The organism is Streptomyces sp. ActVer (assembly GCF_027270795.1).
GTDB classification, from domain to species: Bacteria; Actinomycetota; Actinomycetes; order Streptomycetales; family Streptomycetaceae; genus Streptomyces; species Streptomyces umbrinus_A.
On record NZ_JAPWHT010000082.1, the window covers coordinates 1 to 23,125 of the forward strand.

At 70.6% G+C, this 23,125-nt stretch carries 22 protein-coding genes and 2 pseudogenes; 11 read left to right on the forward strand and 13 right to left on the reverse strand.

The window, feature by feature from the left end:
• The coding region (locus O3Q52_RS15965; RefSeq protein ID WP_269649439.1) for an MBL fold metallo-hydrolase at positions 1-543 on the reverse strand (543 nt) is incomplete at its 3' end.
• A gap of 61 nt (positions 544-604) precedes the next feature.
• Positions 605-880, reverse strand: coding sequence for a hypothetical protein (locus tag O3Q52_RS15970; RefSeq protein WP_269649440.1), 276 nt, complete (start codon positions 878-880; stop codon positions 605-607).
• A 166-nt stretch (positions 881-1,046) separates the two neighbouring features.
• Between O3Q52_RS15970 and O3Q52_RS15975 the strand changes: the two genes are divergently transcribed.
• Positions 1,047-2,249 (forward strand): FAD-dependent monooxygenase, encoded by a 1,203-nt coding sequence (locus tag O3Q52_RS15975; protein ID WP_269649466.1) that lies wholly within the window; start codon positions 1,047-1,049, stop codon positions 2,247-2,249.
• Between the two features lie 80 nt (positions 2,250-2,329).
• Positions 2,330-5,548 (forward strand): amidohydrolase family protein, encoded by a 3,219-nt coding sequence (locus O3Q52_RS15980; RefSeq protein ID WP_269649441.1) that lies wholly within the window; start codon positions 2,330-2,332, stop codon positions 5,546-5,548.
• Positions 5,549-5,616: 68 nt separating this feature from the next.
• Here O3Q52_RS15980 and O3Q52_RS15985 read toward each other — a convergent pair whose 3' ends face one another.
• Together O3Q52_RS15985 and O3Q52_RS15990 are read right to left on the reverse strand one after the other, a co-directional pair.
• Positions 5,617-6,441, reverse strand: a complete 825-nt coding sequence (locus O3Q52_RS15985; RefSeq protein ID WP_269649442.1) for a tyrosinase family protein — start codon at positions 6,439-6,441, stop codon at positions 5,617-5,619.
• A gap of 26 nt (positions 6,442-6,467) precedes the next feature.
• Positions 6,468-6,839: a tyrosinase cofactor gene (locus tag O3Q52_RS15990; RefSeq protein ID WP_269649443.1), complete on the reverse strand. Its 372-nt coding sequence runs from the start codon at positions 6,837-6,839 to the stop codon at positions 6,468-6,470.
• Between the two features lie 339 nt (positions 6,840-7,178).
• On the opposite strand from O3Q52_RS15990, the pseudogene O3Q52_RS15995 reads away from it, so the two are divergent.
• Together O3Q52_RS15995 and chvE are read left to right on the forward strand one after the other, a co-directional pair.
• Positions 7,179-7,999: pseudogene (locus O3Q52_RS15995) on the forward strand (aminoglycoside adenylyltransferase family protein).
• A gap of 558 nt (positions 8,000-8,557) precedes the next feature.
• Positions 8,558-9,649, forward strand: coding sequence for a multiple monosaccharide ABC transporter substrate-binding protein (chvE, locus tag O3Q52_RS16000; protein WP_269649444.1), 1,092 nt, complete (start codon positions 8,558-8,560; stop codon positions 9,647-9,649).
• Between the two features lie 73 nt (positions 9,650-9,722).
• Here the strand turns inward: chvE and O3Q52_RS16005 are convergent, their stop codons facing one another.
• Positions 9,723-10,388 (reverse strand): Tat pathway signal sequence domain protein, encoded by a 666-nt coding sequence (locus O3Q52_RS16005; protein WP_269649445.1) that lies wholly within the window; start codon positions 10,386-10,388, stop codon positions 9,723-9,725.
• A 684-nt stretch (positions 10,389-11,072) separates the two neighbouring features.
• Here O3Q52_RS16005 and O3Q52_RS16010 point away from each other — a divergent pair.
• Positions 11,073-11,765, forward strand: coding sequence for a DUF6230 family protein (locus O3Q52_RS16010; protein WP_269649446.1), 693 nt, complete (start codon positions 11,073-11,075; stop codon positions 11,763-11,765).
• Positions 11,765-12,160 carry a DUF6114 domain-containing protein gene (locus O3Q52_RS16015; protein WP_269649447.1) on the forward strand — a complete coding sequence of 132 codons (396 nt, stop codon included), beginning with the start codon at positions 11,765-11,767 and terminating at the stop codon, positions 12,158-12,160. The genes O3Q52_RS16010 and O3Q52_RS16015 overlap by 1 nt, the downstream gene beginning before the upstream one ends.
• A 40-nt stretch (positions 12,161-12,200) precedes the next feature.
• On the opposite strand, the gene O3Q52_RS16020 is transcribed toward O3Q52_RS16015, so the two are convergent.
• Entirely contained in the window at positions 12,201-12,827 is a 627-nt protein-coding gene (locus O3Q52_RS16020; protein WP_269649448.1) for an alpha-ketoglutarate-dependent dioxygenase AlkB, read from the reverse strand.
• 142 nt (positions 12,828-12,969) lie between these two features.
• On the opposite strand from O3Q52_RS16020, the gene O3Q52_RS16025 reads away from it, so the two are divergent.
• From O3Q52_RS16025 to O3Q52_RS16035, 3 genes are all read left to right on the forward strand, one after another.
• Positions 12,970-13,581, forward strand: a complete 612-nt coding sequence (locus O3Q52_RS16025) for a dihydrofolate reductase family protein (RefSeq protein ID WP_269649449.1) — start codon at positions 12,970-12,972, stop codon at positions 13,579-13,581.
• Positions 13,582-13,730: 149 nt separating this feature from the next.
• Positions 13,731-14,369: a DUF1963 domain-containing protein gene (locus O3Q52_RS16030; protein ID WP_269649450.1), complete on the forward strand. Its 639-nt coding sequence runs from the start codon at positions 13,731-13,733 to the stop codon at positions 14,367-14,369.
• 382 nt (positions 14,370-14,751) lie between these two features.
• Entirely contained in the window at positions 14,752-15,915 is a 1,164-nt protein-coding gene (locus O3Q52_RS16035) for an ATP-binding protein (RefSeq protein WP_269649451.1), read from the forward strand.
• Positions 15,916-15,973: 58 nt separating this feature from the next.
• On the opposite strand, the gene O3Q52_RS16040 is transcribed toward O3Q52_RS16035, so the two are convergent.
• Together O3Q52_RS16040 and O3Q52_RS16045 are read right to left on the reverse strand one after the other, a co-directional pair.
• The gene (locus tag O3Q52_RS16040) at positions 15,974-16,345 is read right to left on the reverse strand and encodes a VOC family protein (protein ID WP_269649452.1); all 372 of its coding nucleotides are present in this window, start codon (positions 16,343-16,345) and stop codon (positions 15,974-15,976) included.
• A 138-nt stretch (positions 16,346-16,483) separates the two neighbouring features.
• Complete coding sequence (locus O3Q52_RS16045; protein ID WP_269649453.1) at positions 16,484-16,852, reverse strand: DUF6479 family protein; 369 nt, start codon at positions 16,850-16,852, stop codon at positions 16,484-16,486.
• A gap of 440 nt (positions 16,853-17,292) precedes the next feature.
• On the opposite strand from O3Q52_RS16045, the pseudogene O3Q52_RS16050 reads away from it, so the two are divergent.
• Positions 17,293-18,081: pseudogene (locus O3Q52_RS16050) on the forward strand (RNA polymerase sigma factor SigF); the annotation flags it as partial.
• Positions 18,082-18,242: 161 nt separating this feature from the next.
• Here the strand turns inward: O3Q52_RS16050 and O3Q52_RS16055 are convergent.
• A complete protein-coding gene (locus tag O3Q52_RS16055; RefSeq protein ID WP_269649454.1) occupies positions 18,243-18,623 on the reverse strand; it encodes an ANTAR domain-containing protein in 381 nt (126 codons plus the stop codon).
• A 229-nt stretch (positions 18,624-18,852) separates the two neighbouring features.
• Between O3Q52_RS16055 and O3Q52_RS16060 the strand changes: the two genes are divergently transcribed.
• On the forward strand, positions 18,853-19,026 hold the full coding sequence (locus O3Q52_RS16060) for a CsbD family protein (protein ID WP_269649455.1): 174 nt from the start codon (positions 18,853-18,855) through the stop codon (positions 19,024-19,026).
• 95 nt (positions 19,027-19,121) lie between these two features.
• Here the strand turns inward: O3Q52_RS16060 and ligD are convergent, their stop codons facing one another.
• From ligD to O3Q52_RS16080, 4 genes are read right to left on the reverse strand one after another with little or no spacing between them, the layout of a single operon-like run.
• Entirely contained in the window at positions 19,122-20,132 is a 1,011-nt protein-coding gene (gene ligD / locus O3Q52_RS16065; RefSeq protein WP_269649456.1) for a non-homologous end-joining DNA ligase, read from the reverse strand.
• Between the two features lie 6 nt (positions 20,133-20,138).
• The gene (locus tag O3Q52_RS16070) at positions 20,139-21,095 is read right to left on the reverse strand and encodes a phosphoglycerate dehydrogenase (protein ID WP_269649457.1); all 957 of its coding nucleotides are present in this window, start codon (positions 21,093-21,095) and stop codon (positions 20,139-20,141) included.
• Entirely contained in the window at positions 21,092-22,309 is a 1,218-nt protein-coding gene (locus tag O3Q52_RS16075; protein WP_269649458.1) for an exo-alpha-sialidase, read from the reverse strand. Before O3Q52_RS16075 ends, O3Q52_RS16070 begins: the two co-directional genes overlap by 4 nt.
• Complete coding sequence (locus O3Q52_RS16080; RefSeq protein WP_269649459.1) at positions 22,306-23,103, reverse strand: HpcH/HpaI aldolase/citrate lyase family protein; 798 nt, start codon at positions 23,101-23,103, stop codon at positions 22,306-22,308. Before O3Q52_RS16080 ends, O3Q52_RS16075 begins: the two co-directional genes overlap by 4 nt.
• Between the last annotated feature and the right edge of the window lie 22 nt (positions 23,104-23,125).

Sequence of the window (23,125 nt, forward strand, 5' to 3'; positions counted from 1 at the left end):
GTCGCCCGATATGACTACGCCCGCGTCCGGCAGATGGAAGGCGCAGTGGCCCGCCGTGTGGCCGGGGGTGTGCACGGGAACGGGGTGGCCGGGCAGGTCGAGAGCGCCCTCACCGGGGAACGGCCGCGGTTCGGTGACCGGGACGTGGGCGGTGCCGCCGGAGCGCAGCGCGTGCACGGCCCACGGCACCACACCGGGCCGCCAGGCGTTCTGCAGCACCTTGCCGATGGTCACCTGATGGAGGAAGTCCCGGCGCGCGTGCGGGACTTCGGCCTCGTGGGCGTAGACCGGCGTGCCGTAGGTACGGCTGAGGTACTCCGCCGAGCCGATGTGGTCGTTGTGGGCGTGCGTGACGAGTACGGCCGCGACCGCTTCGGGTGAACTGCCCACGGCCGACAGGGAGGCGAGGACGCTCTCGCGGTCTCCGGGGTAGCCCGTGTCCACGAGGGTGACGGCGTCCCCCTCCGTGAGAATCACCCAGTTGGTGTTGCTGCCGTGTACCAGATGGATGCCGTCGGCGACTTGATGGATGTCTGCCTGCATGATCGTCCCGACCTAGAGGTCCCTGCCTGACGGGACACAGCCAAGCAGATCCGCGGGCACCTCAGCGCAGGGGGTCGGACGAAGCGCGCATCGACCGCAGCGCCAGGAGCAGTACGCCGATGTCGTCGAAATAGGCGGGGTCGGGCATGAGATCGGCCGGCAGCACGACATAGGCGACCGCTCCCCAGAAGACCCAGCGGGGACCGGTCGGAAGACCGGCCCGACGGAGGTCCCGGCGGGTACGGACCAGCCGCACCAGGAGCACGACGGCCGCCCCGAGGGCCACCGCCAGCACGGCCGCGACGGCGAGAACCAGAATCCATGTGTTGGTGTCCATCAGCCCTTCCCCGACTCGTCCGCTGCTCCTCTTCGAATGCCCAGGTTCGCCCGCTTCACCACCGGCGAGCCGGTCCGACACGCGGCGCGGGACGTCGGCATGCCCCGACTCGCCCCCTACTCTGTGCTGTCGATTGATCACCTTGAGCGAACAGTGGGGTGCGCGTGTGAAGATCGCCTGCGTCGGCGGTGGGCCCGCCGGTCTGTACTTCTCGATCCTGATGAAGCTTCAGGACCCGGACCACGACATCACGGTCCATGAACGGAACCCGGCCGGTTCGACCTACGGATGGGGGGTGACGTACTGGGGGAGCCTGCTCGACAAACTGCACGAGGGTGACCCGGAGTCGGCGCGCGCCGTCAAGGAGAACTCGGTCCGCTGGAGCGACGGGGTCGCGCACGTCGGCGACCGCACGACGACGCACCACGGCGACGAGGGCTTCGGCATCGGCCGCCGGCAGCTGCTGGACCTCCTCGCCGAGCGCGCCCGGTCCCTGGGCGTACGCGTCGAGTACGAGAACGAGATCGCCGACGGGGACCGACTGCCCGACGTCGACCTGGTCGTGGCCTGCGACGGCGTCCACAGCGGGGTGCGCGAGCGGCACTCCGACCAGTTCGGCCCGGAGGTCGGGCTCGGCCGGAACAAGTACATCTGGCTGGGCACCACGAAGGTCTTCGACGCGTTCACCTTCGCCTTCGTGGAGACACCGCACGGCTGGATCTGGTGCTACGCCTACGGGTTCAGCGCGGACCACAGCACATGTGTCGTCGAGTGCTCCCCGGAGACCTGGACGGGCCTCGGCCTCGACCGGGCCGACGAGACGGAGGGCCTCGTACGCCTCCAAGAGCTCTTCGTGAAGCTGCTGGACGGCCATCGGCTGATCGGCCGGGCGAACACCGGCGGCAGCGCGCAGTGGCTGAACTTCCGCACTCTCACCAACCGCGCCTGGTCCCACGGCAACGTCGTCCTGCTCGGCGACGCCGCCCACACCACGCACTACTCCATCGGCGCGGGCACCACCCTCGCCCTGGAGGACGCCATCGCACTCGCGCACTCCCTGCGCGCGGAGCCAGGACTCGCCCCCGCCCTCGTGGCGTACGAGAAGAAGCGCAAAGCGGAGCTGTTGTCCGTGCAGAGCGCGGCCCGGCACAGTGCCCAGTGGTACGAGAGCCTGCCGCGCTACATCGGCCTGCCTCCGGCGCAGATGTTCGCGCTCCTGGGTCAGCGGCACTCCCCGCTGCTCCCGTACATCCCCCCGCAGCTCTACTACCGGATCGACCGGGCGGCAGGACAGCTCGAAGCGCTGCGCAGACTCAAGCGGTGGCTGGGCCCGAAGGTCGCGCGGACCCTGCACGCCAAGCGGGGCTGACATCTCGTCAACATCCCACCCTTTTTGGCGAGAATGGCGGTGTTGCTCACGCGCCGGGAGATGCGCGAGCGTTCTGAGTCATGGACCGTGACCGGAGCAACGCCGCCTTCACTCCTGCCTTCTCCCTCCCCCTCTCCCTTTCCCGTCGTCAACTCCTCGCGGCCGCGGGCGCCGCCGGTGCCGTCACGGCCATGGGTGTCGCGCCGGCCGCCGCGCAGCCGCCCGGCGAGCTCTCGCTGTCCTTCACGGCGGCCACCAACGGCTCGGCGACCCTCGCGCCCGGCGGGGACCGGCTGATCGCCGAGGTCCAGAACGTGCTGTGGTCCCTCCCGCGCACCGGCGGCAAGGCCGTCCCGCTCACCCCCGCGGACCTCGAACCGAACCGTCCCGTGCACGCCCCCGACGGCAAGCTCGTCGCCTTCTGCGCCTACCGGGGCGGCGGCTTCCACATCTGGACGATGCGGCCCGACGGCTCGGACGTACGACAGCGCACCGACGGGCCCTGGGACGACCGGGGCCCTGCCTGGTCGCCCGACGGCACCCGGATCGCCTTCGCCTCCGAGCGCGGCGGCGACCAGGTGACCGGCAGTCCGTACCGCATCCATGTACTGGACCTGCGCACCGGTGACATCGCCCGTGTGACCGGTCTGCCGGGCCAGGAGGGTCCGTCGCAGGACGGGGTGTGGGAGGACTTCGACCCCACCTGGTCGCCGGACGGGAAGCGGATCCTCTTCGTCCGGGCGAAGGGCGTCACCACCGCAAACGGCCTCGGCCTCGACGCCCGGACGGTCGGCGCCGTCCCCGCCTCGGGCGCGGGCCCGGTCGTCGTGGAGCACACCGAGACCGCGGCCGCCCAGATCCTGACGCCCGCCCTCGCGGCGGACGGCCGCCGCCTGGCGTATCTACGGACCACCGCGTCACCCAACGGCTCGTGCGCGCTCGTCGTCGACGGTGAACCCGTCGCGGTCGCCGGGGACATCGCGCCGGTGCCGCCCCGCTGGACGCCGGAGGGCGAGCTGCTGCTCACCGTGGACGGCCGCTTCACCGTCGTGCGACCGGAGAAACCGGCGGACGCGGACGCGATCCCCTTCGAGGGCGTACTGCCCGTGGACCGGCCGCGCTACCAGGTCAAGGAGTACGACCTGGGGGAGGCGGGACGGGCGCGGCCGGTGCGGGGCATCCACCTGCCCGCGCTCTCGCCCGACGGGCGGAGGATCGCCTTCGCCGCCCTCAACTCGCTCTGGCTGGCGCACAGTTCCGGGGGCCGGGCGCCGAGGCGCCTGCGCCGGATGGCACCCACCGGCTACCTGCTGGGCCCCTCGTGGGCGCGCGACGGACGTTCACTGCTGTACGCGGACGACCGCGACGGGCTGCTCGGCGTGTACCGGCGAGATCTGGCCACCGGCGAGGAGACCGCGCTCGCCACCGGCGGCCGGGTGCATCCGGCGCTCTCGCCCGACGGGAAACGGCTCGCCTGCCTCGACATGAGCGGGCGGCTCGTCGTCCGGGACCTCGCGGCCGGCACGGAACGGGTGCTGGCGACGCCGCTCGGCGCGGGCGGTCTGCCCGGCCGGCCCAGCTGGTCGCCGGACGGCCGCTACCTCGCCCTCTGCGACCGCAACCGTCTCAACCTCCGCTTCCGGGAGGGCTACAACCTCGTCCGTGTCGTCGACACCACGACCGGAACGGACCGTCTGCACACGGTCGCCTCACATGTCTCGCTCTCCGACAGGTACGACTCGGGGCCTGTCTGGTCGCCCGACGGGCGCTGGATGGCGGTGATCGTCGAGTCCGCGCTGTGCCTGCTGCCCGTCGCACCCGACGGCACGCCGCGCGGCGCCCTGCGCACGCTCACGGCCGAACCGGCCGACCACCCGTCCTGGTCCGGTGACTCGAAGACCCTGCTGTACCTGTCCGGCACCCGGCTGCGGCTCATCGGCGTCGACGGCGGCCCGGCCCGTACCGTCCGCGTGCCGCTCGACCAGCGCAGACCCGCACCGGCCGACACGGTGGTGCACGCCGGGCAGCTGTGGGACGGCACCGGCGAGTCCGTACGGGACGACGTCGACATCGTCGTACGCGGCGGCCGCGTCACCGCCGTCGAGCCGCACCGCCGACGCACGGCGCTCAGGCTGGTCGACGCCTCGGAGCGGACCGTCGTGCCCGGGCTGTGGGACACGCACACCCACCCGTGGCAGGTGACCTACGGCGGCCGGCAGACCGTCGGCCAGCTCACGTACGGCATCACGACCGCCGTGTCGCTCGGCGGGTTCGCCTACGAACAGGCCCGTATCCGGGAGGCGGTGACGGCAGGTCAGCTCGCCGGGCCCCGCCTCCTGACCACCGGCGAACTGCTCGACGGCTCCCGGGTCGCGTACAGCATGGGGCGCGCCCACCGGACCGGGGACGGGCTGCGGCGCTCACTGGAACGGGGTGCCGCGCTGGACTGGGACTTCGTGAAAACCTATGTACGGGCGCCGAGTTGGGTGATGGAGGAGGCGGCCAGGTTCGGACACGAGCGGCTCGGCGTGCGCTCGGGCAGCCATCTGCTCTCGCCCGGCGTGCAACTGGGCCAGGACCTGACGACCCATCTGCAGGCCACCCAGCGCTACGAGTCCGGACACGCGATCACCGCTTCCGGGCGCGCCTACCAGGACCTGCTGGAGATCTACACGGCGCGAGGCGTCAACTTCGGCCTGATCGCGACGCCGTTCACCTCCGCGCCGCTCCTCGGCGCGGACCCCGGGCTCGCCGACGACCCCCGGGTCACCGCCGTGATGCCGCCCTGGGACGCCGCTCTGGTCCGGCAGGGGGCGGGCGTGCCACCGACGCCGGCCCAACTCGCCACGCTGCGCACGGAGACCGACATCTACCGGCGGATCCTGGCCGCCGGAGGCATCGTCGCCCTCGGCACCGACCAGCCGCTCGTCGCTGTCGGCCTCTCCCTCCACATGGGACTGCGCGCACTTCACCGGGGCGGCCTGTCCCCGGCGGCGGCCCTGCGCACCGTGACCGTGCTGCCCGCCCGCCTCTTCGGTGTCGAGGACGACCTCGGCACGGTCGAGCCCGGCAAACTCGCCGACCTGACCATCGTGGACGGCGACCCGTTCGAGAACTTCGACACGCTCGTACGAACCGTCTCCGTACTCCGGGGCGGGGTGCCCTACACGACCGACGACCTCGTCGCCGCGTACAAGCCGGTCCCCGAACGGGCGGCACGCCACGCGGCGGGCGAGGACGACTGGCTGGACGTCGGCCGGCTGATGCGCCGGGACGGGTGCTGCGACCCGGGCTTCTGAGCGTGGCGGCGGGCCCGCCCGTGCCGTGAGGAGTGGGGCGGGCCCGCGCTGTTGTCAGGCTGCGGCGGTCAGGCAGTGTCGAAGGTGTAGTGCCTCGTGTGGTCCAGCAGATCGGCGGGCGTGGAGTCGTTCCACGGCTTCATGGTCTCGCCGCGGTCGACGACGTCCGGGGTGCCCGCGAGGGGCAGATAGCCGGAGCCCGGGTGTCTGCGCTGCCACTCGGCCCACAGCTTGTCCACGTACGCGTGGTGCAGCCAGAAGACCGGGTCGTTCGGGGAGACGCCGGTGGCCATCTGCCCGCCCACCCACACATGGACGCGGTTGTGGAGGTTGACGCCCCGCCACCCCTCCAGGTGGTTGCGGAAGCCGTCGGAGGCGCTGTTCCACGGCGCCATGTCGTAGGTGGACATGGCGAGTACGGACTCGACCTCGGCGGGGGTGGGCAGTTGCCGGCCACTGCCGCCGAGCGAGCGGCGCAGATACGTGCGCGTGTCGACGCGTACGGATATGGGCCAGTTGCCGGTGGACTCGGCGAACGGGCCGTCCGTGACGCGTCCGTCGACGGAGCGGCCCGTGCCGCCGAGGAAGTCCGGCCCCCACAGGGCGGCCCGGGTCGTGCGGTCGGCGCTCCAGTCCCAGTACGGCAGCGCCACCGACGCATCCACCGACTGCAGCGCCCGCTCGAACTCCAGGAGGAATCTGCGGTGCCAGGGCAGGAAGGAGGGCGAACGGTGGCCGACCCGTTCGCCGTTGTCCGTGTCGCCGAGGATGAACGCGTTGTGGGTCGTGACGAAGCCGTCGTACCGGCCGGTGCGCTTCAGCTCGATCAGCGCGGCGACCAACCTGCGCTTCTCGTCGGCCGTCAGGTTCGCCTGGTTCTTGCGTACGGTCATTGCGGTGAACTCCGGTGCTCTGTGGGTCAGTTGAACGGGACGAGGGGAGCGCCCTGGAGCTCCTCCACGGCGGCGCGGGCCGCCGCGCGCGGGTTCGGCACCGGGTCGTAGTGGCTCACGACGCTGATCCAGGTCCCGTCGGCGTTGCGCATCACGTGCAGCTCGACGCCGTCCACGAACACCGCGTAACCGGCGCCGTGATGATGGCCTCCGCCGGACGGCCGGCCCTGTATTCGACGGCCCCGGTAGACCTCGTCGAAGTCGAAGGGCGCGGGGGCGGGCCCGCCGTGGTGGTCCGCGGCGGAGGCCGGCGAAGGGGAGAGCGCGGTGAACGCGCCGGCGGTGACGGCCAGTCCGGCCGCGCCCCGCAGAGCGCGGCGGCGAGTGGGATCGGGCATGCGGATACGTCCTTGTACTCGGTCCTGCGGCATGCGGTGTCGCATATGCCGCCGGAATTGGATCAATTGACGATTCGTATGCCTATCGGGCCCTTGGGGGAGCGGGGAAACCGCAGCGACCTGGTTGGTCGCGATCCGGACAATTGGCTACATGTCATACAAGGTTGAACAAGGGTGATCTTGCTGGGGAAAGGGCTTGTGGGGGCTCGTGCCAGGGAACTTCGCATCCTTGATGCGGCCTGTGGTGGCGATCTTGCGGGTTCCCGCACATCCCGTGGTGTCGATCACGCCCGGAAACTGACGTGAACGCCCACCTTCCGTCCGTCTACGATCCGTGCCGTGAGGGACTATCAGCCTCAGCTCGACCAGGTCCTCCGCCTGGTGCACGACGTGCTCGGCGCGGAGGTCGCCGGAGTCTGTCTGCACGGCTCGGCCGTCCTCGGCGGCCTGCGGCCCGACAGTGACCTCGATGTGTTCCTCGTCGCCCGGCGACGCATGACGGACCGCGAGCGACGGAACCTGCTCCATGGTCTGCTGGGGATCTCCGGCCGCGGCGCCCGGAGCGGAGGGCCGGCCCGGCCGGTCGAGCTGATCGTCGTCGCCCAGGGCGACGTCCGGCCCTGGCGGTACCCGCCGCGCTGCGAGTTCCTCTACGGCGTGTGGCTGCGTGCGGAGTTCGAGCGGGAGAGGTGCCCGCCCCGGCGGTCATGCCCGATCTGGCGCCGCTGATCACGATGGTGCTCCTCGGGGACACCCCGCTCCACGGGCCGCCGCCCGCGCGGCTCCTCGACCCCGTGCCGTACGAGGACCTCCGGCGCGCGATCGTTGCCGGGGTGCCGGAGCTGCTGGCCGACCTCGAGTCGGACACCCGCAACGTCCTGCTGACCCTCGCCCGCGTCTGGGTGACGCTCGCGACCGGCACCATCACCTCCAAGGACGCGGCGGCCTCCTGGGCGCTCGACCGGCTGCCGGCCCGGCGCCGGCCCGTACTGGCCCGAGCGCGGTCCCTCTGTCTCGGGGGCCGGGACGGCCTCGCGGAGCCCGCTGATTCCGTAGCACCCGGAGGGGAGCCGTGGGACGGTGAGATGGTGGAGGTCCGTGCGCACGTCGATCTCGTTGTCCGCGCGATCGAGCAACCAGCCGCACGCGACGGGCGCTAGGAACCGGATCGTCCGCATAAGGCCGCAAGTAGCGATATCCCTGGCCAGGCCGATCGTGCGCCGTCGCAACTAATGTGATGAAAGAGCGCCGCAGGGGGCGTACGCCGGGATACGCTCCCCGCGCACCCACGTTCGAGTCCGCGCCCGTGGGGGCCGGTCATCCCCGGCCTGTCGTGTGCGGGTTCAACGGAGCCCAAACGCGAGAGACATACCGTCCGGTCTGACGCTCCACCCCTCACCGCGACCCGGTGAGACCAGCCGATCCCGGAAGGCTCCACGCGCCCGGGCACCGGCCGACCTCGGCGCCCGCCACCGGTACGTACGCGTAGTACGAGCTCTTCCGGTGTGGCGCCCCGAACCCCCCTTGTCAAGGCAGCCTCGGCGCGACCTCGGCACCGAACGACGCACAACGGCCTCCGTCCTGGAACCGTGCGCCGCGGACGTCTCCCTCACGATCTGCCGTACCGGCCGGACGTGGACGACGGCCGTCGGCCGCCCGGCGCACACGCGGCCGCCGAGTCCCGCCGACTGCCTGTCACCCAGTGAGGAACAATGAGCATGCGCGCCCGCACCACCGTAGCTGCGGCCATATCCACGGTCCTGACCCTCTCTCTCGCCTCATGCGGTGAGGGTTCCGACGCCGGCAGCGGTGACGGGACCGCATCCGTGGGCATCGCCATGCCGACGAAGACGTCGCAGCGGTGGATCGACGACGGTCGGAACATGGTCGACGAGCTCAAGGGGTTCGGATACAACACCACCTTGAAGTACGCCGACAACGACCCGAAGAACCAGGTCGCGCAGGTGCAGGCCATGATCGACGACGGCGTGGACGCTCTCGTCATCGCCTCGGTCGACGGGCGTGCCTTCACCGACGTCCTGAGCAAGGCGAAGGACTCCGGCATCCCCGTGATCTCCTACGACCGGCTGATTCTCGGCAGCGACGCCGTCAACTACTACGCGTCCTTCGACAACGTGAAGGTCGGCTCGCAGCAGGCCGACTTCATCGTGGAGAAGCTGGGACTCGTCAACGGCAGCGGCAAGGGCCCGTTCACCATCGAGCTCTTCGCGGGTTCGCCCGACGACAACAACACGCGCTACTTCTATGACGCCTCGATGGAAGTGCTGGAGCCATACATCCAGAACGGCGACCTGATCGTGAGATCCGGGGAGACCGATCTCGATCAGGTCAGCACCCTCCGCTGGGACGGCCCCACGGCGGAGAAGCGCATGAACAAGATTCTCAACTCGAAGTACAACGGCCAGACCATCGACGCGGTCCTCTCGCCGTACGACGGAATGTCCATCGGCATCCTCAACGCGCTGAAGGAGCACGGGTACGGAGGTGCGGGGAAGCCGCTGCCCATCGTCACCGGCCAGGACGCCGAGGCGCCCTCCATCAAGTCGATCGTGGAGGGCGAGCAGACCCAGACCGTCTACAAGGACACCCGCGAGCTGGCGCTGGTCACCTCCTACATGGTCAACTCCGTCGTCCACGACAAGAAGCCGGCGGTCAACGACACCAGGACGTACGACAACGGCAAGAGGGTCGTGCCCGCGTACCTCCTGGAGCCCGTGAGCGTCGACAAGGGCAACTATGAGCAGGTGCTCATCGACTCGGGTTACATGAAGAAGAGCGACCTGAAGTGAACCGTGAACGCCTGGGGGGCGGGGAGAGATCTCCCCGCCCCCCAGGCGTTCGTACGGAGGCTGCCGGTCGGCGTCAGTTGACGAAGACCGCCGGGCTGTCGGCCTGCGTCGTGTCGGTGACCGGGGCGTACTTGGCGGTGAAGTAGCCGTTGCTGAAGCACAGCGACGAGCCGGAGAACTTCGTGAACTGCTGCTTGCTGAACGAGATGCTGTTGTCGGCGTTGTCGGCCGTGCCGGACAGGCTGGGTGCCTGATAGACGCAGGTGATGCTGCCAAGGAGTGTGCGCAGCACGACGGTTGTCTGGATGGTCGAGCCGGCGGCCGGCGTGATGGTGACCGATCCGTCGGAGCCCACGGCCGAGGTGTAGGGCAGGTTGTCGACCTTGATGCTGGTGACCCCGAGTACGCCGACGACGTTGCTGGTGCAACTGCTGGCGTTGAAGGTGTGCTCGGTGACCGACTCGGTGGCCGTACCGGGCGCCGTCGGGTTGTCGACGACCGAGGCGACGAACTTCGACGACGTGCAGGAGAGGCCGCTCGTGCCGGTGCTGCTGGAGTAGAGCGTGGCGCTGGTTCCGGCGGCGAGCGAGGAGTTGAGTACGGCTCCGGCCGCGACGGCCGTGCCGCCGGCGCCGCCGGTGGTCAGGACCGAGCCGTCCGCCGCGGAGGCCGGGCCGGCCGCCGAGAGGGCGAGCGACGTGACGGCGGCGGCCAGTGCGAGGGAAGTCCGAGTACGCATGCGGGTGCCTCATTCCGAGAGTGGGGTGGGGGAACTGGGCCGCCACCGGCCCGTCGCGCCTTCTCCGTACGCGACGGACCGGCGGTGGCTGCCGGGAGATCGGCCGGAGGCGTCGATGGACGGCCTCCGGCGCGGGACCGGCGGTGGGGCGACCGGACGCGGCCCAGGAGGGGGGTGCGACCGTGCCGGTGCCATGGAGGAGTGGATGCGGACCGCACGTGCGGTCGGCCGGTCGTGTGTCGGGTCTGTCGACCACGTGACCGGCCTGCCGACCGTGTGACGGGATGGAGCCCGGGAGTCGACGTGCGCCGCAGGACGGATCCGGCGCCACGGATCCGTGCTAGCCAGGGAGAGTTGTAGACCTGAGTGATGTTCAACGTCAAGGTGCAGCAAGGAAGTTGACTAATATTCAATACCCTTGTGCAGCAAGGCAGTTGACGTTCGGTCGAGCGGCGGGGACCGCTCTCCACGGCTCCGTCACATCTCCGACTTCCTTTTTCCACAAGGTGCTTGACCCTCGCCACTTACCGGGGGTAACTTCCGTCGCGGTTACTGCTGCGTAACGAGAAAGCCCTTGCGCCCGCCGGGAGGTGTGAGGAGGCGTGCGCCGTATGCGCTGTCCGCGCCAGGACAACGTGCCACTGAAGCCCTACCCGCACTGATACATGCCCCTGGGAGCAGAAAATGGCCTCGTCCTCGGACGCCACCTCGTCAGCCGGTTCCACCCCCGAGCCCTCCGAAGTGTCGGAAAGCGGTTCCATCCCGGAGAGCCCCGAAGGCTCCGAGAGACGCGGGCGGGTCCGTCTGCGCCGCGCCGCGGTGATGGCGGTGCCTGCCACCGCGGTCGCGGCCGGCCTGATGATCCTGACCGCCCAGGGGGCCCTGGGCGTGCAGTTCGCGATCTCCGGCATGCCGTTCACCGTCACCGCGACCAACCTCGACGGCGAGGGCTTCGCACAGTTCGGCGGTCTCGACCAGATGGCCCCGGGCAGCCCCAACGAGGGTGACACCGGCGGCCAGGTCCTGGTGGTGGTCTCCGCGATCAAGAAGGCGACCCTCACCAAGCTCTGCCAGAGCGTCGACCTCGGCGGCACGAACCTGCTCATCAGGGCCGGCGAGGGCAGCCAGAAGGTGTCCGCGGTCAACCTCACCACCGACTCCACCGAGCTGTCGGGCGACGCGTCCTTCGACAACATCGAGATCGGCAACGACGCCAGCACACTCGACAAGTCCCATGCGCAGGGCCCGAAGGGCGTCTTCAGCCAGCAGGCCGACACCGTCCACATCGGCAACCTGCGGCAGACCAACTACGCCACCACGGCGGCGGTGTTCAAGCTTCCCGGTCTGAAGCTGAGCTTCAGCGACAAGGGCTGCTGATGGCCGCCTTCCGGCGCTGGCGTGCGGCCCGTCCTTTCTGGGGCGGGCTGCTCCTCGCCCTGGGCGGGGCGGAGATCCTGGTCACGGAGAAGGCGTCGCTGAAGGTCGTCATGCACATCGGCATGCAGGGCCTGGCCGGCTACCTCCTGCCGACCCTGATGCTGATTCTCGGCCTGCTGATCCTCTTCAACCCCACCCAGCGCCTCTTCTACTCGATCCTGGGCGCTCTGCTCTCCCTGGGGACCTGGGTCACCTCGAACCTGGGCGGCTTCTTCATCGGGCTCGTCCTCGGCGTCGTCGGCAGCTGCCTGGCCTTCGGCTGGCTGCCCGACCAGGAACCGCGGCGCGCCCGCTCGTGGCGGCGCCGTAGGCAGGAGCCGGTCCCTCATCCGTAGTGCGTCGGGGCGTCGTGGCAGGCGGCGCCCCTGCGGAGGGTCACTGCACGCCGTGCGGGCGGAACTGGACGCTGATCCGGGGACCCGCCGCCCGGGCGCTCTTGGGGATCGCGTGTTCCCAGGTGCGCTGGCAGGAGCCGCCCATCACGATCAGGTCGCCGTGTCCGAGAGGGCGCCGCACCGGAGTGCCGCTCCGTCTGGGTCGTAGCAGCAGGTCGCGCGGAGCGCCCACGGACAGGATGGCGACCATCGTGTCCTCGCGAGCGCCCCGGCCGATCCGGTCCCCGTGCCAGGCCACACTGTCCCGGCCGTCCCGGTAGAAGCAGAGCCCGGCAGTGGTGAACGGTTCCCGCAGCTCGTCGGCGTAGTGCGCGGACAGGGCGTCCCGGGCCTCGTCCAGGACGGGGACCGGCAACGCGTCGGCGGCCCGGTAGAACGCGAGCAGCCGCGGTACGTCCACCATCTGCTCGTACATCTGCCGCCGCTCGGCCCGCCAGGGCACCTCGTCGGCCAGCCGCGCGAACAGCGCGTCCGCCCCGTGCAGCCAGCCCGGCAGCAGATCGATCCAGGCCCCGTCTCCGAGCACGGTCCGGCGCAGCCCGTCGAGCGGGCCGAGGCGGACCTCGTCGGTCTGGTCGAACAGCGAACCCTGGAGGTGCGTGGACATGCATCCAGCGTACCCACATATTCGAATGTGTGTGCTATCCGGGATCGTGGCCACGGCAAAAGCTCGGAAGCCTGTCGAATGCGCCGGGTCCCGATCGACGCAAGGGTGAAGACAGCACATCCAGGACTCAGGAGCACCCATCGTGACCGTAACCGCGGATATGGCCATCTCCCTCGACGGCTACATCGCCGGCACCGACGTCGCCATCGACAACCCGGGAGGCGACGGTGCCGAGCCGCTCTTCGAGTGGATCCACAACCTGGCGAGCTGGCGGGAGCGCCAGGGCATGACGGGCGGGGAGGAGAACAGCGACTCCGAGCTGATGCGCCAGTGGTTCGACGCCACCGGAGCGGTCGTCATGGGCCGGATGATGTACGACACCGGCGAGGAGTTCTGGGGCGACAACCCACCCTTCCGGGCCCCGGTCTTCGTACTCACCCACCGACCCCGGCCGACCCTCGTCAAAGAGGGCGGCACCACCTTCACGTTCGTCACCGACGGCATCCACAGCGCGCTCGACCGGGCGAAGGCCGCCGCGGGGGACCGGAACGTCGACATCGCGGGCGGGGCGAGCACGGTGCAGCAGTACCTCAGGGAGGGGCTCATCGACGAGCTGCAACTGCACGTCGTGCCCGCGCTCCTCGGCGAGGGACTGCGGCTCTTCGAGGGACTGGGCTCGGGGCGGCGCCTGGAGCCCGTCAGCGTGGTCGGCACGCCCCTGGCCACTCACCTGAAGTACCGCTTCGTGAAGTGACCGGGCCCCGACGGACGACGCCGCTTCGACCGAACCCAACACCTCGGCGGTGTCTGCCGGTTCGGTCGCCGCGGCGTCGGCCGTCGGGGCCCGCGACCGGTTCACTTCATCGCCGGAGGGGGCGTGGGCGGCGCCGGCATACTCTGCGAATGACATCGATGGATCCGTTCCGCGACGAAGCCCGCAGCCGTGGTTTGCCCGAGGACGAGGTCGATCGGTGGCTCTACACCGCCCGTCGCTGCGCGATGCTGAGCCTCCCCGGTGAGGCGCCGCCCGACGGCCCGCTCGCCGGTCGGCTCGGCGGGTTGCCGCCGACGCCCGATGACGAGCCCGTTCCGGACCTGCCGTTCCTCGCCTCGGTCGACCTCGCGGCCGTCCCGCCCGGCGCGACGGACCTCCCGCTGCCCGAGGACGGCACGTTGCTGTTCTTCGCGGACACGGAGGACCCCTGGAGCGACGACGACTGGCACCGGCTCGTCTACGTCCCGGTCGGCACGCCCGTCTCCGAACGCGGTTCCGCCTACGAGTGGTTGCCGGAGGTCCGCCCGGCCCGGGAGCTGCATCTGACGGTCAGGCCCTCGCTGCCCAACCGCGGTTCGGAGACCGAGGAGTTCCCGCACGGCAGCGAGCTGGGCTCCGTGTGGTGGAAGACCCGCGGCGAGATGACGACGGACGGGCCGGTGCAGATAGGCGGCTGCCCCTGGGTCTGGAACGCGGATCCCGTCACGGAGCACGACCACGGCCCGGGTGACTGGTGCTGCTCGCGGAGGTCGGGGGCGAGGGCGTGACCGAGGGCGATCTGGGCGTCGTCCACTGGGTGATTCGCCGGGACGACATGGCCGGCCGCCACTTCGACCGGGCCCGGGCCCACTTCGACATGGTCGGCTGACGCAGCCTCGGGCGAGGCGCATTCCTCCCGGCTCGCAGAACCCCAAGTCCCTTTCCCACGTACCGGAATTGAGGTCCTCGGCGGCGCCCTGAAAGGGGTCGTACGCGGCTTCGGTGGGCCCTCGGGTGCGTTCTGGGCGCGGTGCGCGGACCCTGGCCGACCGCTGCCGGGCGGGCCCTCACCCGCCCGTCCACAGCCTCGATGAAATCGCTCTGACCTGGTGTTTTCCCGGATTTCTCCTAGGCTGGAGAGGTCTACCGGACGCCATGGGAGGGGTCTTTGTGAGTGGAGAAGGCACGGGGTACGACGCTGCCGGCATCGAGGTGCTGGAGGGGCGGGAAGCCGTTCGGAAGCGGCCCGGGATGTGGGTCGGCTCGACCGGCGAACGCGGTCTGCATCAAATGGTGTTCGAGGTCGTCGGCCAGGCGGTGAACCAGGTCCTGGCCGGCGGCAGTGGCTCTGTTGATGTCACGCTCACGCCCGACGGTGGCGTGCGCGTCGTCGATGACGGGCCGGGGGGTCCCTTCCAGGCCGCCGGGGACACCGGCGGCCTGGACCTCGAAGCGCTGCTGACCAGCTTCCACGCCGGGCCCGAGCTCAGTGGTCGGCACATCACGGACGTGGGTCAATTCCGAGCGGGGCTCTTCGTCGTCAACGCCCTGTCGAGCCGGCTGACGGCCGAGGTGCAGTGTGACGAGGTCCGCCGGGTCCACGAGTACGCGCGAGGCGTCGAGGTCGCCCCGCCCGCCGCTGTGGGGCCCGCGACTGGCACCGGGACGACCATCACCTTCTGGCCCGACAGTGAGATCTTCGAGACGACGCTGTGTTCGTTCGCCGTGCTGGCGGAGCGTTTCCGGCAGGTGGCCTTCCTCAACCGGGGCCTGGGGATCTCGCTGACCGACGAACGCCCGGCGGGCGGGGCCCGGGCGGTGTCGTTCCGGTTCCCGGAGGGAGTTCGGGACTTCGTGGCCGCCCTCGACGCGGAGACGGGGTCGGGCGTCCAGCCGGACGTCATCGGCTTCGAGCGCGAGGACCCACGGATGGCGGGGACGATGGAGGTGGCCCTGCTGTGGACCGGCTCCCGCCAGGAACGGATAGTCGGCTTCGCCAACAGCCGGGCCTCTCGCGAGGGCGGCGCGCACGTGGACGGCTTCCGCGACGGAGTGGCGGCCGCGGTCGTCGCGTACGCACGGGAACGGGGGTTGCCGACAGCGGACCTTGATCCCCACGACGACCGGATCTGCAGGAGCCTCACGGCAGTTGTGTCGGTGAAGCTGGACCATCCCGAATTTCTCGGCGCCACACGCGGGCTGCTGGGCAACAGCGAGGTGCGGGACTGCGTGGGGGAGGCAGTCCGGGAACACCTCGGAAACTGGTTCGAGGAGGAGCCGGAGCGGGCCGCTGGGTTCGTCGGCCGAATCGTCCGGTGCATCCACCAGGACTGAACAGCTCGGCGACCCTGCCATCGGCCCGCCCTCGCTGTTGTCGGAGCGGCCGCGGATGTCACTCCCGGCTGGTGTCGATGACGCAGAAGCGGTTTCCGTCGGGGTCGGCCAGCACCACGAAGTCCGGGTCCTCGGGATACAGGTGCCAGTCGACCCGCTGGGCGCCGAGGGACACCAGTCGGGCGACCTCGGCGGCCTGGTCCGCCGCGTCCCCGGCGTAGAGGTCCAGATGGACGCGGGGAACCTCCTGCACCGGCGTCTCACTCAGGCCGAGCGCCAGTTGGGGGCCCGTGGCCCCTTGTGGGGGCACCAGCACCACCCAGTCGTCCTCCGGCTCGTCGCGCGGGACGTACCCGAGAGCCTCCGTCCAGAATGCCCTCGCACGCGGCACGTCCCATACACCCAACACCACGGATCCGATCTTCAGCATGCGCCGAGTGAAGCAGATGCCCGCCGGCGAGAGGGCTCCTTTTTTGGCGTCCCGCTGCAGGTCCCGCTGCGGGTGCGGGTGAGGGTGCGGGTGGCAGGTCCGGATCCAGGGCCGGGTGTGCGTTGCGCGTCGTTCGCGTCAGGTTCGGCCGGGGCCTCCGTTGTCGTAGCCTCCTCCGTTGTTCTCGTTCCAGGTCGGGGGCTTCTGCCTCGTCGCGCGGCGGGTCGGGCTGTTTCCGTGGCCGGGGAGCCGGTGCGAGGTCAGCCGATGGTTGCTCCGGGGCATCTCGGCGGGGTCGCGCCGTTCGCGGACCTCGCCCACGGGACCCGATTCGGGCAGCCGGGGCTGTTCCTCGGGGCGGGGCGGGCCGGGCTCCTGGGCGCGGACCCGCCGGCCCCACCACACGGCCCAGATCAGGGCGCCGACGATGACGACGCCCACCAGGAAGGGCACCACTCCGCCCACCACCGCACCGGAGAGGGCCAGTTGTGTCGTGTCGTTGTCCATCCCCGGCGAGTACCCGACGCCGCCGACCGAAACAGGGTCCCGGCCGCCCGAGGCCCGGACGCGCGTGTCGCATGCCTTCCCGAATCGGTTTTTGATACCCGCGCGGCAAATTCGCGGGAGCGTGTTTCCCGGCGACTCCATCGGCACCCCCGCCGAAATTCGTACCCCGCCGATTCGATTCACTCCTCCGCTTCGCGACTTTGCCACTTCGTCACTTTGCGCGACCGGGCGATTATTGATTGTTGCGTCGGGCCCTCGATATTCGATGCTTCGTTTTGAAATGTCCGAGTGCGGGAAGTTGGTCTATTAGTGCTTCGGACAGGAGGCACGTCCGTGGGAGCTGGCTCCGCCAGATCGCGGGTGTGTCCAGAGCGGTCCGTGCGCGCTCACTCCCATGGTGACTGTCCCGTCAGCACCCTCTGAGGGAGATGCGACGCACCATGCCAATCACCGTCAGAACGAAGCAGCACCCGCACGACGACGCCCCCGACTCGGCCGCGGACTTCGTACGCCTCGCCGCCCTGCCCGGCGGGCCCGAGCGACAAGCTCTGCGTGACGAGCTGGTCCAGGCCTGGCTGCCCATGGCGAACCGCATCGCCCTGCGCTACCGGGGGCGCGGCGAGTCCGTCGAGGATCTCGGCCAGGTGGCGGCCCTCGGTCTGGTCAAGGCCGTCGACCGCTACGACCCCGAGCGTGGCAACGCCTTCGAGAGCTATGCGATCCCGACCATCACCGGCGAGATCAAGCGCCACTTCCGCGACCACATGTGGGTCCTCCACGTGCCGCGGAGGGTTCAGGACCTGCGCAACCGGGTCCGCGCAGCCGTGAAGGAGCTGTCACAGACGGCACCGGGCCGCAGTCCCGGCATCGCCGAGATCGCCGCGTACGCGCACATGACCGAGGACGACGTACGCGCCGGATTCGAGGCCCTCGACAGCTTCACCGCCCTCTCCCTGGACGCGGAACTGCCCGGCAGCGACGACGGCTACGCGCTCGGGGACGCCCTGGGGGAGTCCGACTCCGGGTTCGACCTCGTCATCGACCGGGAGGCCGTGAAGCCGTGTCTGGCGGCGCTCCCCGAACGCGAGCGAACCATCCTCTACCTGCGCTTCTTCCGAGGCATGACCCAGAGTCGCATCGCGGAGCAGCTCGGCATCTCGCAGATGCACGTCTCCCGGCTGCTCAACGGCTGCTGCGCCAAGGTGCGCGACGAGGCCCTCGCGGAAGCAGTGGCGGCAGTCGGCGACGGAGAGGGTGACTCAACCGCCCGTCACGGGACTTCCCGGGCCGGGCGGCTGAGTGGCGAGCTCACTGCCGAACCCTCCCGGGAGCGGTTTGCCAGTGAACTGCCACCTCTCGAACTAACCAGTGCGCGCTGAATAAAACACCCTCATCGCAGTGGCGGTGAATCTTCCGGAAGCGATGTGGGCCCATAGCGGTCGAGAGTGTCTTCCAGCGTGGCTCGGACATCCGGCGGGAGATCGCCTTTCTGTCCCCAGACAAGGATCATCTCCGCGACGTTCCGCAGTTTGATATTGGTGTGCTGGGACACTTCCCGAAGCACGGCCCAGCCGTCGTCGGGCGTCACCCGCCCGAGTGCCACCATCATGCCGATCGCCTGGTCCACGACGGCGTGAGAGGTCACGGCCTCCTTCAACTGGCCGATCTCCTCCTGCAGTTCGGCGATCCGGGGCGCGTCCTCGTCGGGCACGGCCTGGTCGGGCAGGTCGCGCCCCGGCTCCTCCGCCTTCGAAGCGGCGTCCGAGGTCATTCGTTCCCCTCCGAGGTCGGAACACTTGCACGGTCTCTCGTCGTGGCTCCACCGCGTGACTCGGTGGTTCCAGTCCATCGTCACCACTCGACCGGGCGCATGCCAGCGCGATGCCTACCCCGAATCCGCCTGAATACACACGGTGACGAATCGCTCACGGATTGCGAAGGGCGGGTGTCGGGCGCAGGGTGGTTACGCCAGTCCAACCCTCATCGAAGGACGGAAAACCATGGGTAAGTCAAAGGGCAAGGCCAAGCAGATGAAGGGCAAGATGAAGGAGACCGCCGGGCGGGCCATGGGCGACATGCCCATGGAGAGCGAGGGCCGGGGCGAGCAGATGACGGGCCGGGCCCAGGAGCTCGCCGCGAAGGCCTCCGAGCGCGTCAAGAAGTCCGAGCGGTAGACGGACCCCACGCGTTGGTACGCCCCCGGACGGCCGCACAGGGCTCCGGCCCTGCGCCCGGCGGGGGCGTCCCGTGTTCCGACGCCTTCGGTCGCTCAGGCGGAAGGCCGCTCGCGCACGATGTCCCGTGCCGCTTTGTCGTCACGCACCCCCAGGAACCGCGGATGCCGCAGCATGCCGTCCCGGGTCCACTCCGTGAACGCGACCTGCGCGACCAGCCCCGGCTCCACCCAGTGGGCGCCCGCCTCGCGCACCCGGTCGCTGAACGGCGATGCGGGGACGCGGAGTTCGTCGAGGACTCCGCGCAGCCCGAGGAGCGTACGGCGGTCGAAGCCCGTGCCCACCTTGCCCGCGTACCGCAGCCGGTCCGCTTCGTAGTGGCCGAGCAGCAGTGCGCCGAATCCGGCCCGGGTACCGCCCCCTTCGGTGAAGCCGCCGACCACGAACTCCTGCGCCCGGGAACACTTCAGCTTGAGCCAGTCCGGCGAACGGCGGGGCTGGTAAAGGCTCTTCGCCCGTTTCGCGATCAGCCCCTCCCAGCCCCGGGCGCACGCGTCGGCCAGCAACTCGGCCCCGCCCTCGTTGCGATGAATCGTCAGGCGCAGCGGCGCACGGTAGGTCAGGGTCCCTCGGAGCAGCGACTTGCGCGTACGCAAAGGCAGCCGAGTCAGGTCCGCGCCCTCCAGTCGGAGCACATCGAACACGTAGTACGTCACGGCGACGCCGCTTGCCTCGATGTCCCGGCGCCGGGTGAGCCCCATGCGCTGCTGGAGTCGGGAGAAGTCGGTGCGCCCGCGGGAGAACGCGACGATCTCGCCGTCGACGGTGAAGTCCGTGCACGACTGCGCCGCGAGCGCATCGACGATCTCCGGGTACGTGTCGTTGAGGCGGTTGCCGGCGCGGGAGAGGAGCAGCGTCCGCCCGTTCTCCCGGACCGCCAGGACCCGGACCCCGTCCAGCTTCCGCTCGAAGAGCCACTCGCCGGGGAAGTCGCGCCGGTCGCTCAGCGTGGCGAGCATCGGCCGGGAGGCCAGTTCCACACCGGGAGGCGCGTCACGGAGCAGCCGTCTGTGGTGGTCGGGCAACGAGCCCAGGAGGTCGGTCATCGCCGCTCACCTCTCCCGCGAGCCGCCGCTCTCTCCCGCGACCTGCCGCAGGGCGCGGCCGCCGCGTGCCGGCCAACCCATTCTCCTTCCCCTGGTCAGTGGCGGCCATCGGGAGCTCCGGCCGTCCGGTCTGCCCGCCCGTGCCGCGTACGGAGCCGGTCGGCCGAGCGGCTCGTGTGCGAAGGCGTCGAGCGCGGCTCCGCCCAGGTGGCCTTCGACGAGGAGCGCCGCGAGTGCCTCCTCGTCGACGAGCCCGCCCCGGGCGGCGTTCACCAGCAACGCGCCCGGCTTCATGGTGGCGAGTCGGCGGCGGTCCAGGAGCGGGCCGGCGCCGGACGTCGCGGGCAGATGCAGACTGACGACGTCGGCACGGGCCAGGCACTCGTCCAGCGGGGCGGGCGTGGCGTCGAGCGCGCGGATGTCGGCGTCCTCGACGTACGGATCGTGCGCGAGGACGGTCATGCCGAAGGCCAGCGCGTAGCTGGTGAGCAGGCGTCCGATGCGGCCGAAGCCCACCACGGCCAGGGTCTTTCCGGCGAGTTCGGGCCCGAACAGCTTGGGCCACTCGCCGTGCGCCACGCGCTGGTGGGACGCGGTGATGCGGCGGGTGGCGTCCAGGACGAGACCGAAGGTGAACTCGGCGACCGCCCGGGAGTTGCTGCCGGGCGCGCACACCACGGGGATGTCACGGGCCCGCGCGGCGGCCACGTCGATGGTGTCGACGCCGACGCCGTGCTTCGCGATGACCTTGAGCCGGTCGGCCGAGTCGATGACGTCGGCGGTGACGGCGTCCATGCCGACCACCAGCGCGTCGACCCCACCGATCCGCTCACGCAGCTCGCCGCCCGGCAGCGCGGTGTTGTCGTACGGGCGCACCGGGCCCGCGCCCGCCTGTTCCAGGATTCGCCAGGGCTCGGGGGAGTGGCGGGAGAAGGTGGGCGTGGTGATGAGCGTCGTCGTCATGCAGGGAGCTCCCGGTCCGCCCAGGTCGGGCTCAGGCGGAGGTACTTGATCGTGCGGCGGTGCCGGGTGAACGCGATGTGCAGCGTGCCGTCCGGGGTCTGGACGACGGACGGGTAGGAGAGCTCGCGGTTGAGCCCGTCGCGGGAGTTGTTGGTGAGGCAGTGGCCGTCACCGGTCTCCAGGTCACGGCGTACGGGCCAGGTCAGCCCGCCGTCCGAGGAGACGGAGAGGGTGAGCGGGGCACGGGGCGCGCCCCAGAAGGCGGCTCCCGGCGCGGCGGCTGCGGGGGGTTCGTGGTCCACCGCTGCCCCCTCACCGTTCTCCTCGTCCCCGGGCTCCCGCAGCCCCTCCTCGCCTATCTCGTCGTACAGCGAGACGCGGCGTGCGACGGCATCCGTGGCGCTGCTGTGGTTGTGCACGAGGGCGAGGCGACCGTCGGCCAACGGCACGTACTGGATGGAGGAGTTGTTGTTCGGCACGTCCAGCGGACGCGGCTCGGCCCAGCTCTCCCCGTCGTCGTACGACACGCTCCGGTGCACGGCGTCCGCCCGGCGGCTGCGGAACAGGGCGAGGAGCGAACCGTCCGGCAGCGGGCGGATGTTCATGTGTACGAGCCCGGTCGAGCCCGGCACCGGAACCTCGCGCCAGCTCGTCCCGGCGTCGTCGCTGACCATCACCGAGCTGGTGTCCCGGTCGCCCGACCAGGTCTCGCCCGGCGCGGCCACGCAGCGGAAGACGGGGAGCAGCCGACGGCCCGAGTGCAGCACGGTCACCGGCTGCCGGACGAAGACCCCGCCGTCGAAGAGCGTCCGGGACGGGCCCCATGTCACACCCTCGTCGCGACTGACGCGCAGCCGTACCTCGGCGGTGTCCTGGTGTCCGGCCCGCTGTGCCGTGTGGAGCAGCCACCAGTCGCCGGACGGGTCGATGGACAGCACCGGGTTCTGCTCGGACCGGGCGTCGTCGTGGGACAGCTGTACAGGTGTCGACCAGACGTCACCATCGGGGTCGAGCCGCGAGAACCACACGGAGATGTCAGCGACACCTTCCTGCGTGCCCGCGAACCAGACACAGCCCAGCCCGCCGCCCGGCAGCACGGTGAGGTTGGCGGCGTGGTTCTGCACGGCCGGCGCCGACAACTGCGCCTCGGCGCGGCCGGGTTCGGTGGGATGCGGGTGTACGACACCGTCGGCGAGCGTCGGCTGCGACGTCATCGGACCAGCCCCGAGGCATGCGCGGCGGTGAGGTGCTGACCCGCGGCCTGCTCCAGATGGACGAGATCGCAGGCGACGGTGACGTACGTGAAGCCCTCGGCGAGCCGCTTGGCGGCGCTCGCGCCGTCCGCGTTGTGGACACCGACGGCGATCCCGGCGGCCGCGGCGGCCTCCCGCACCCTGACCAGCGCGGCCTCGAACTCGTCCGCGATCGCGGGGTCGGTGGAGGTGGCACCGCCGAGCGCGATGCGCAGGTCGGAGGGGCCGATGTAGACCCCGTCGAGCCCGTCGGTCGCGCAGATCTCGTCCACGTTGGCGAGGCCCTGGGCGGTCTCGATCATCGCGAGGACCACGGTCTGCGCGTGGGCGTCGGCGGGGTTGGGTCCGATGCGCAGGCCCGAACGCATGGGCCCGTACGAGCGCTTGCCGAGCGGCGGATAGCGCACGGCGGCCACCGCGTCGGCGGGGTTCCGCGCGTTGTCGACGAGCGGGACGATGACACCGGCCGCGCCCGCGTCCAGCGCCTTGCCGATCGGCATCGGGTCATTGGCCTCGACCCGGACCAGACCGACCGCGGTCGACCCCTTGGTGTCGATCGCGGTCAGCGAGGCCAGCACGCCCGCGTACTCCAACAGCCCGTGCTGGGCGTCCAGCGCCACATAGTCGTAGCCGAGACGGGCGATGCGCTCGGTCGAGACCGGCGAGTCGAGGACGGACCAGTAGCCGACCAGCGGCTCACGGGCACGCAAGGCAGCCGCGAACGCGGCCGGGGTACCGGGGGAGGGAGTGGGCATGGGGGCTCCTTGAGGATTCGTA

Coding starts and splice junctions, on each gene's coding strand:
- O3Q52_RS15970 (WP_269649440.1), bottom strand. CDS start 880: ATGGACACCAACACATGGATTCTGGTTCTCGCCGTCGCGGCCGTGCTG.
- O3Q52_RS15980 (WP_269649441.1), top strand. CDS start 2,330: ATGGACCGTGACCGGAGCAACGCCGCCTTCACTCCTGCCTTCTCCCTC.
- O3Q52_RS15985 (WP_269649442.1), bottom strand. CDS start 6,441: ATGACCGTACGCAAGAACCAGGCGAACCTGACGGCCGACGAGAAGCGC.
- O3Q52_RS15990 (WP_269649443.1), bottom strand. CDS start 6,839: ATGCCCGATCCCACTCGCCGCCGCGCTCTGCGGGGCGCGGCCGGACTG.
- chvE (WP_269649444.1), top strand. CDS start 8,558: ATGCGCGCCCGCACCACCGTAGCTGCGGCCATATCCACGGTCCTGACC.
- O3Q52_RS16005 (WP_269649445.1), bottom strand. CDS start 10,388: ATGCGTACTCGGACTTCCCTCGCACTGGCCGCCGCCGTCACGTCGCTC.
- O3Q52_RS16010 (WP_269649446.1), top strand. CDS start 11,073: ATGGCCTCGTCCTCGGACGCCACCTCGTCAGCCGGTTCCACCCCCGAG.
- O3Q52_RS16015 (WP_269649447.1), top strand. CDS start 11,765: ATGGCCGCCTTCCGGCGCTGGCGTGCGGCCCGTCCTTTCTGGGGCGGG.
- O3Q52_RS16020 (WP_269649448.1), bottom strand. CDS start 12,827: ATGTCCACGCACCTCCAGGGTTCGCTGTTCGACCAGACCGACGAGGTC.
- O3Q52_RS16030 (WP_269649450.1), top strand. CDS start 13,731: ATGACATCGATGGATCCGTTCCGCGACGAAGCCCGCAGCCGTGGTTTG.
- O3Q52_RS16040 (WP_269649452.1), bottom strand. CDS start 16,345: ATGCTGAAGATCGGATCCGTGGTGTTGGGTGTATGGGACGTGCCGCGT.
- O3Q52_RS16045 (WP_269649453.1), bottom strand. CDS start 16,852: ATGGACAACGACACGACACAACTGGCCCTCTCCGGTGCGGTGGTGGGC.
- O3Q52_RS16055 (WP_269649454.1), bottom strand. CDS start 18,623: ATGACCTCGGACGCCGCTTCGAAGGCGGAGGAGCCGGGGCGCGACCTG.
- O3Q52_RS16060 (WP_269649455.1), top strand. CDS start 18,853: ATGGGTAAGTCAAAGGGCAAGGCCAAGCAGATGAAGGGCAAGATGAAG.
- ligD (WP_269649456.1), bottom strand. CDS start 20,132: ATGACCGACCTCCTGGGCTCGTTGCCCGACCACCACAGACGGCTGCTC.
- O3Q52_RS16070 (WP_269649457.1), bottom strand. CDS start 21,095: ATGACGACGACGCTCATCACCACGCCCACCTTCTCCCGCCACTCCCCC.
- O3Q52_RS16075 (WP_269649458.1), bottom strand. CDS start 22,309: ATGACGTCGCAGCCGACGCTCGCCGACGGTGTCGTACACCCGCATCCC.
- O3Q52_RS16080 (WP_269649459.1), bottom strand. CDS start 23,103: ATGCCCACTCCCTCCCCCGGTACCCCGGCCGCGTTCGCGGCTGCCTTG.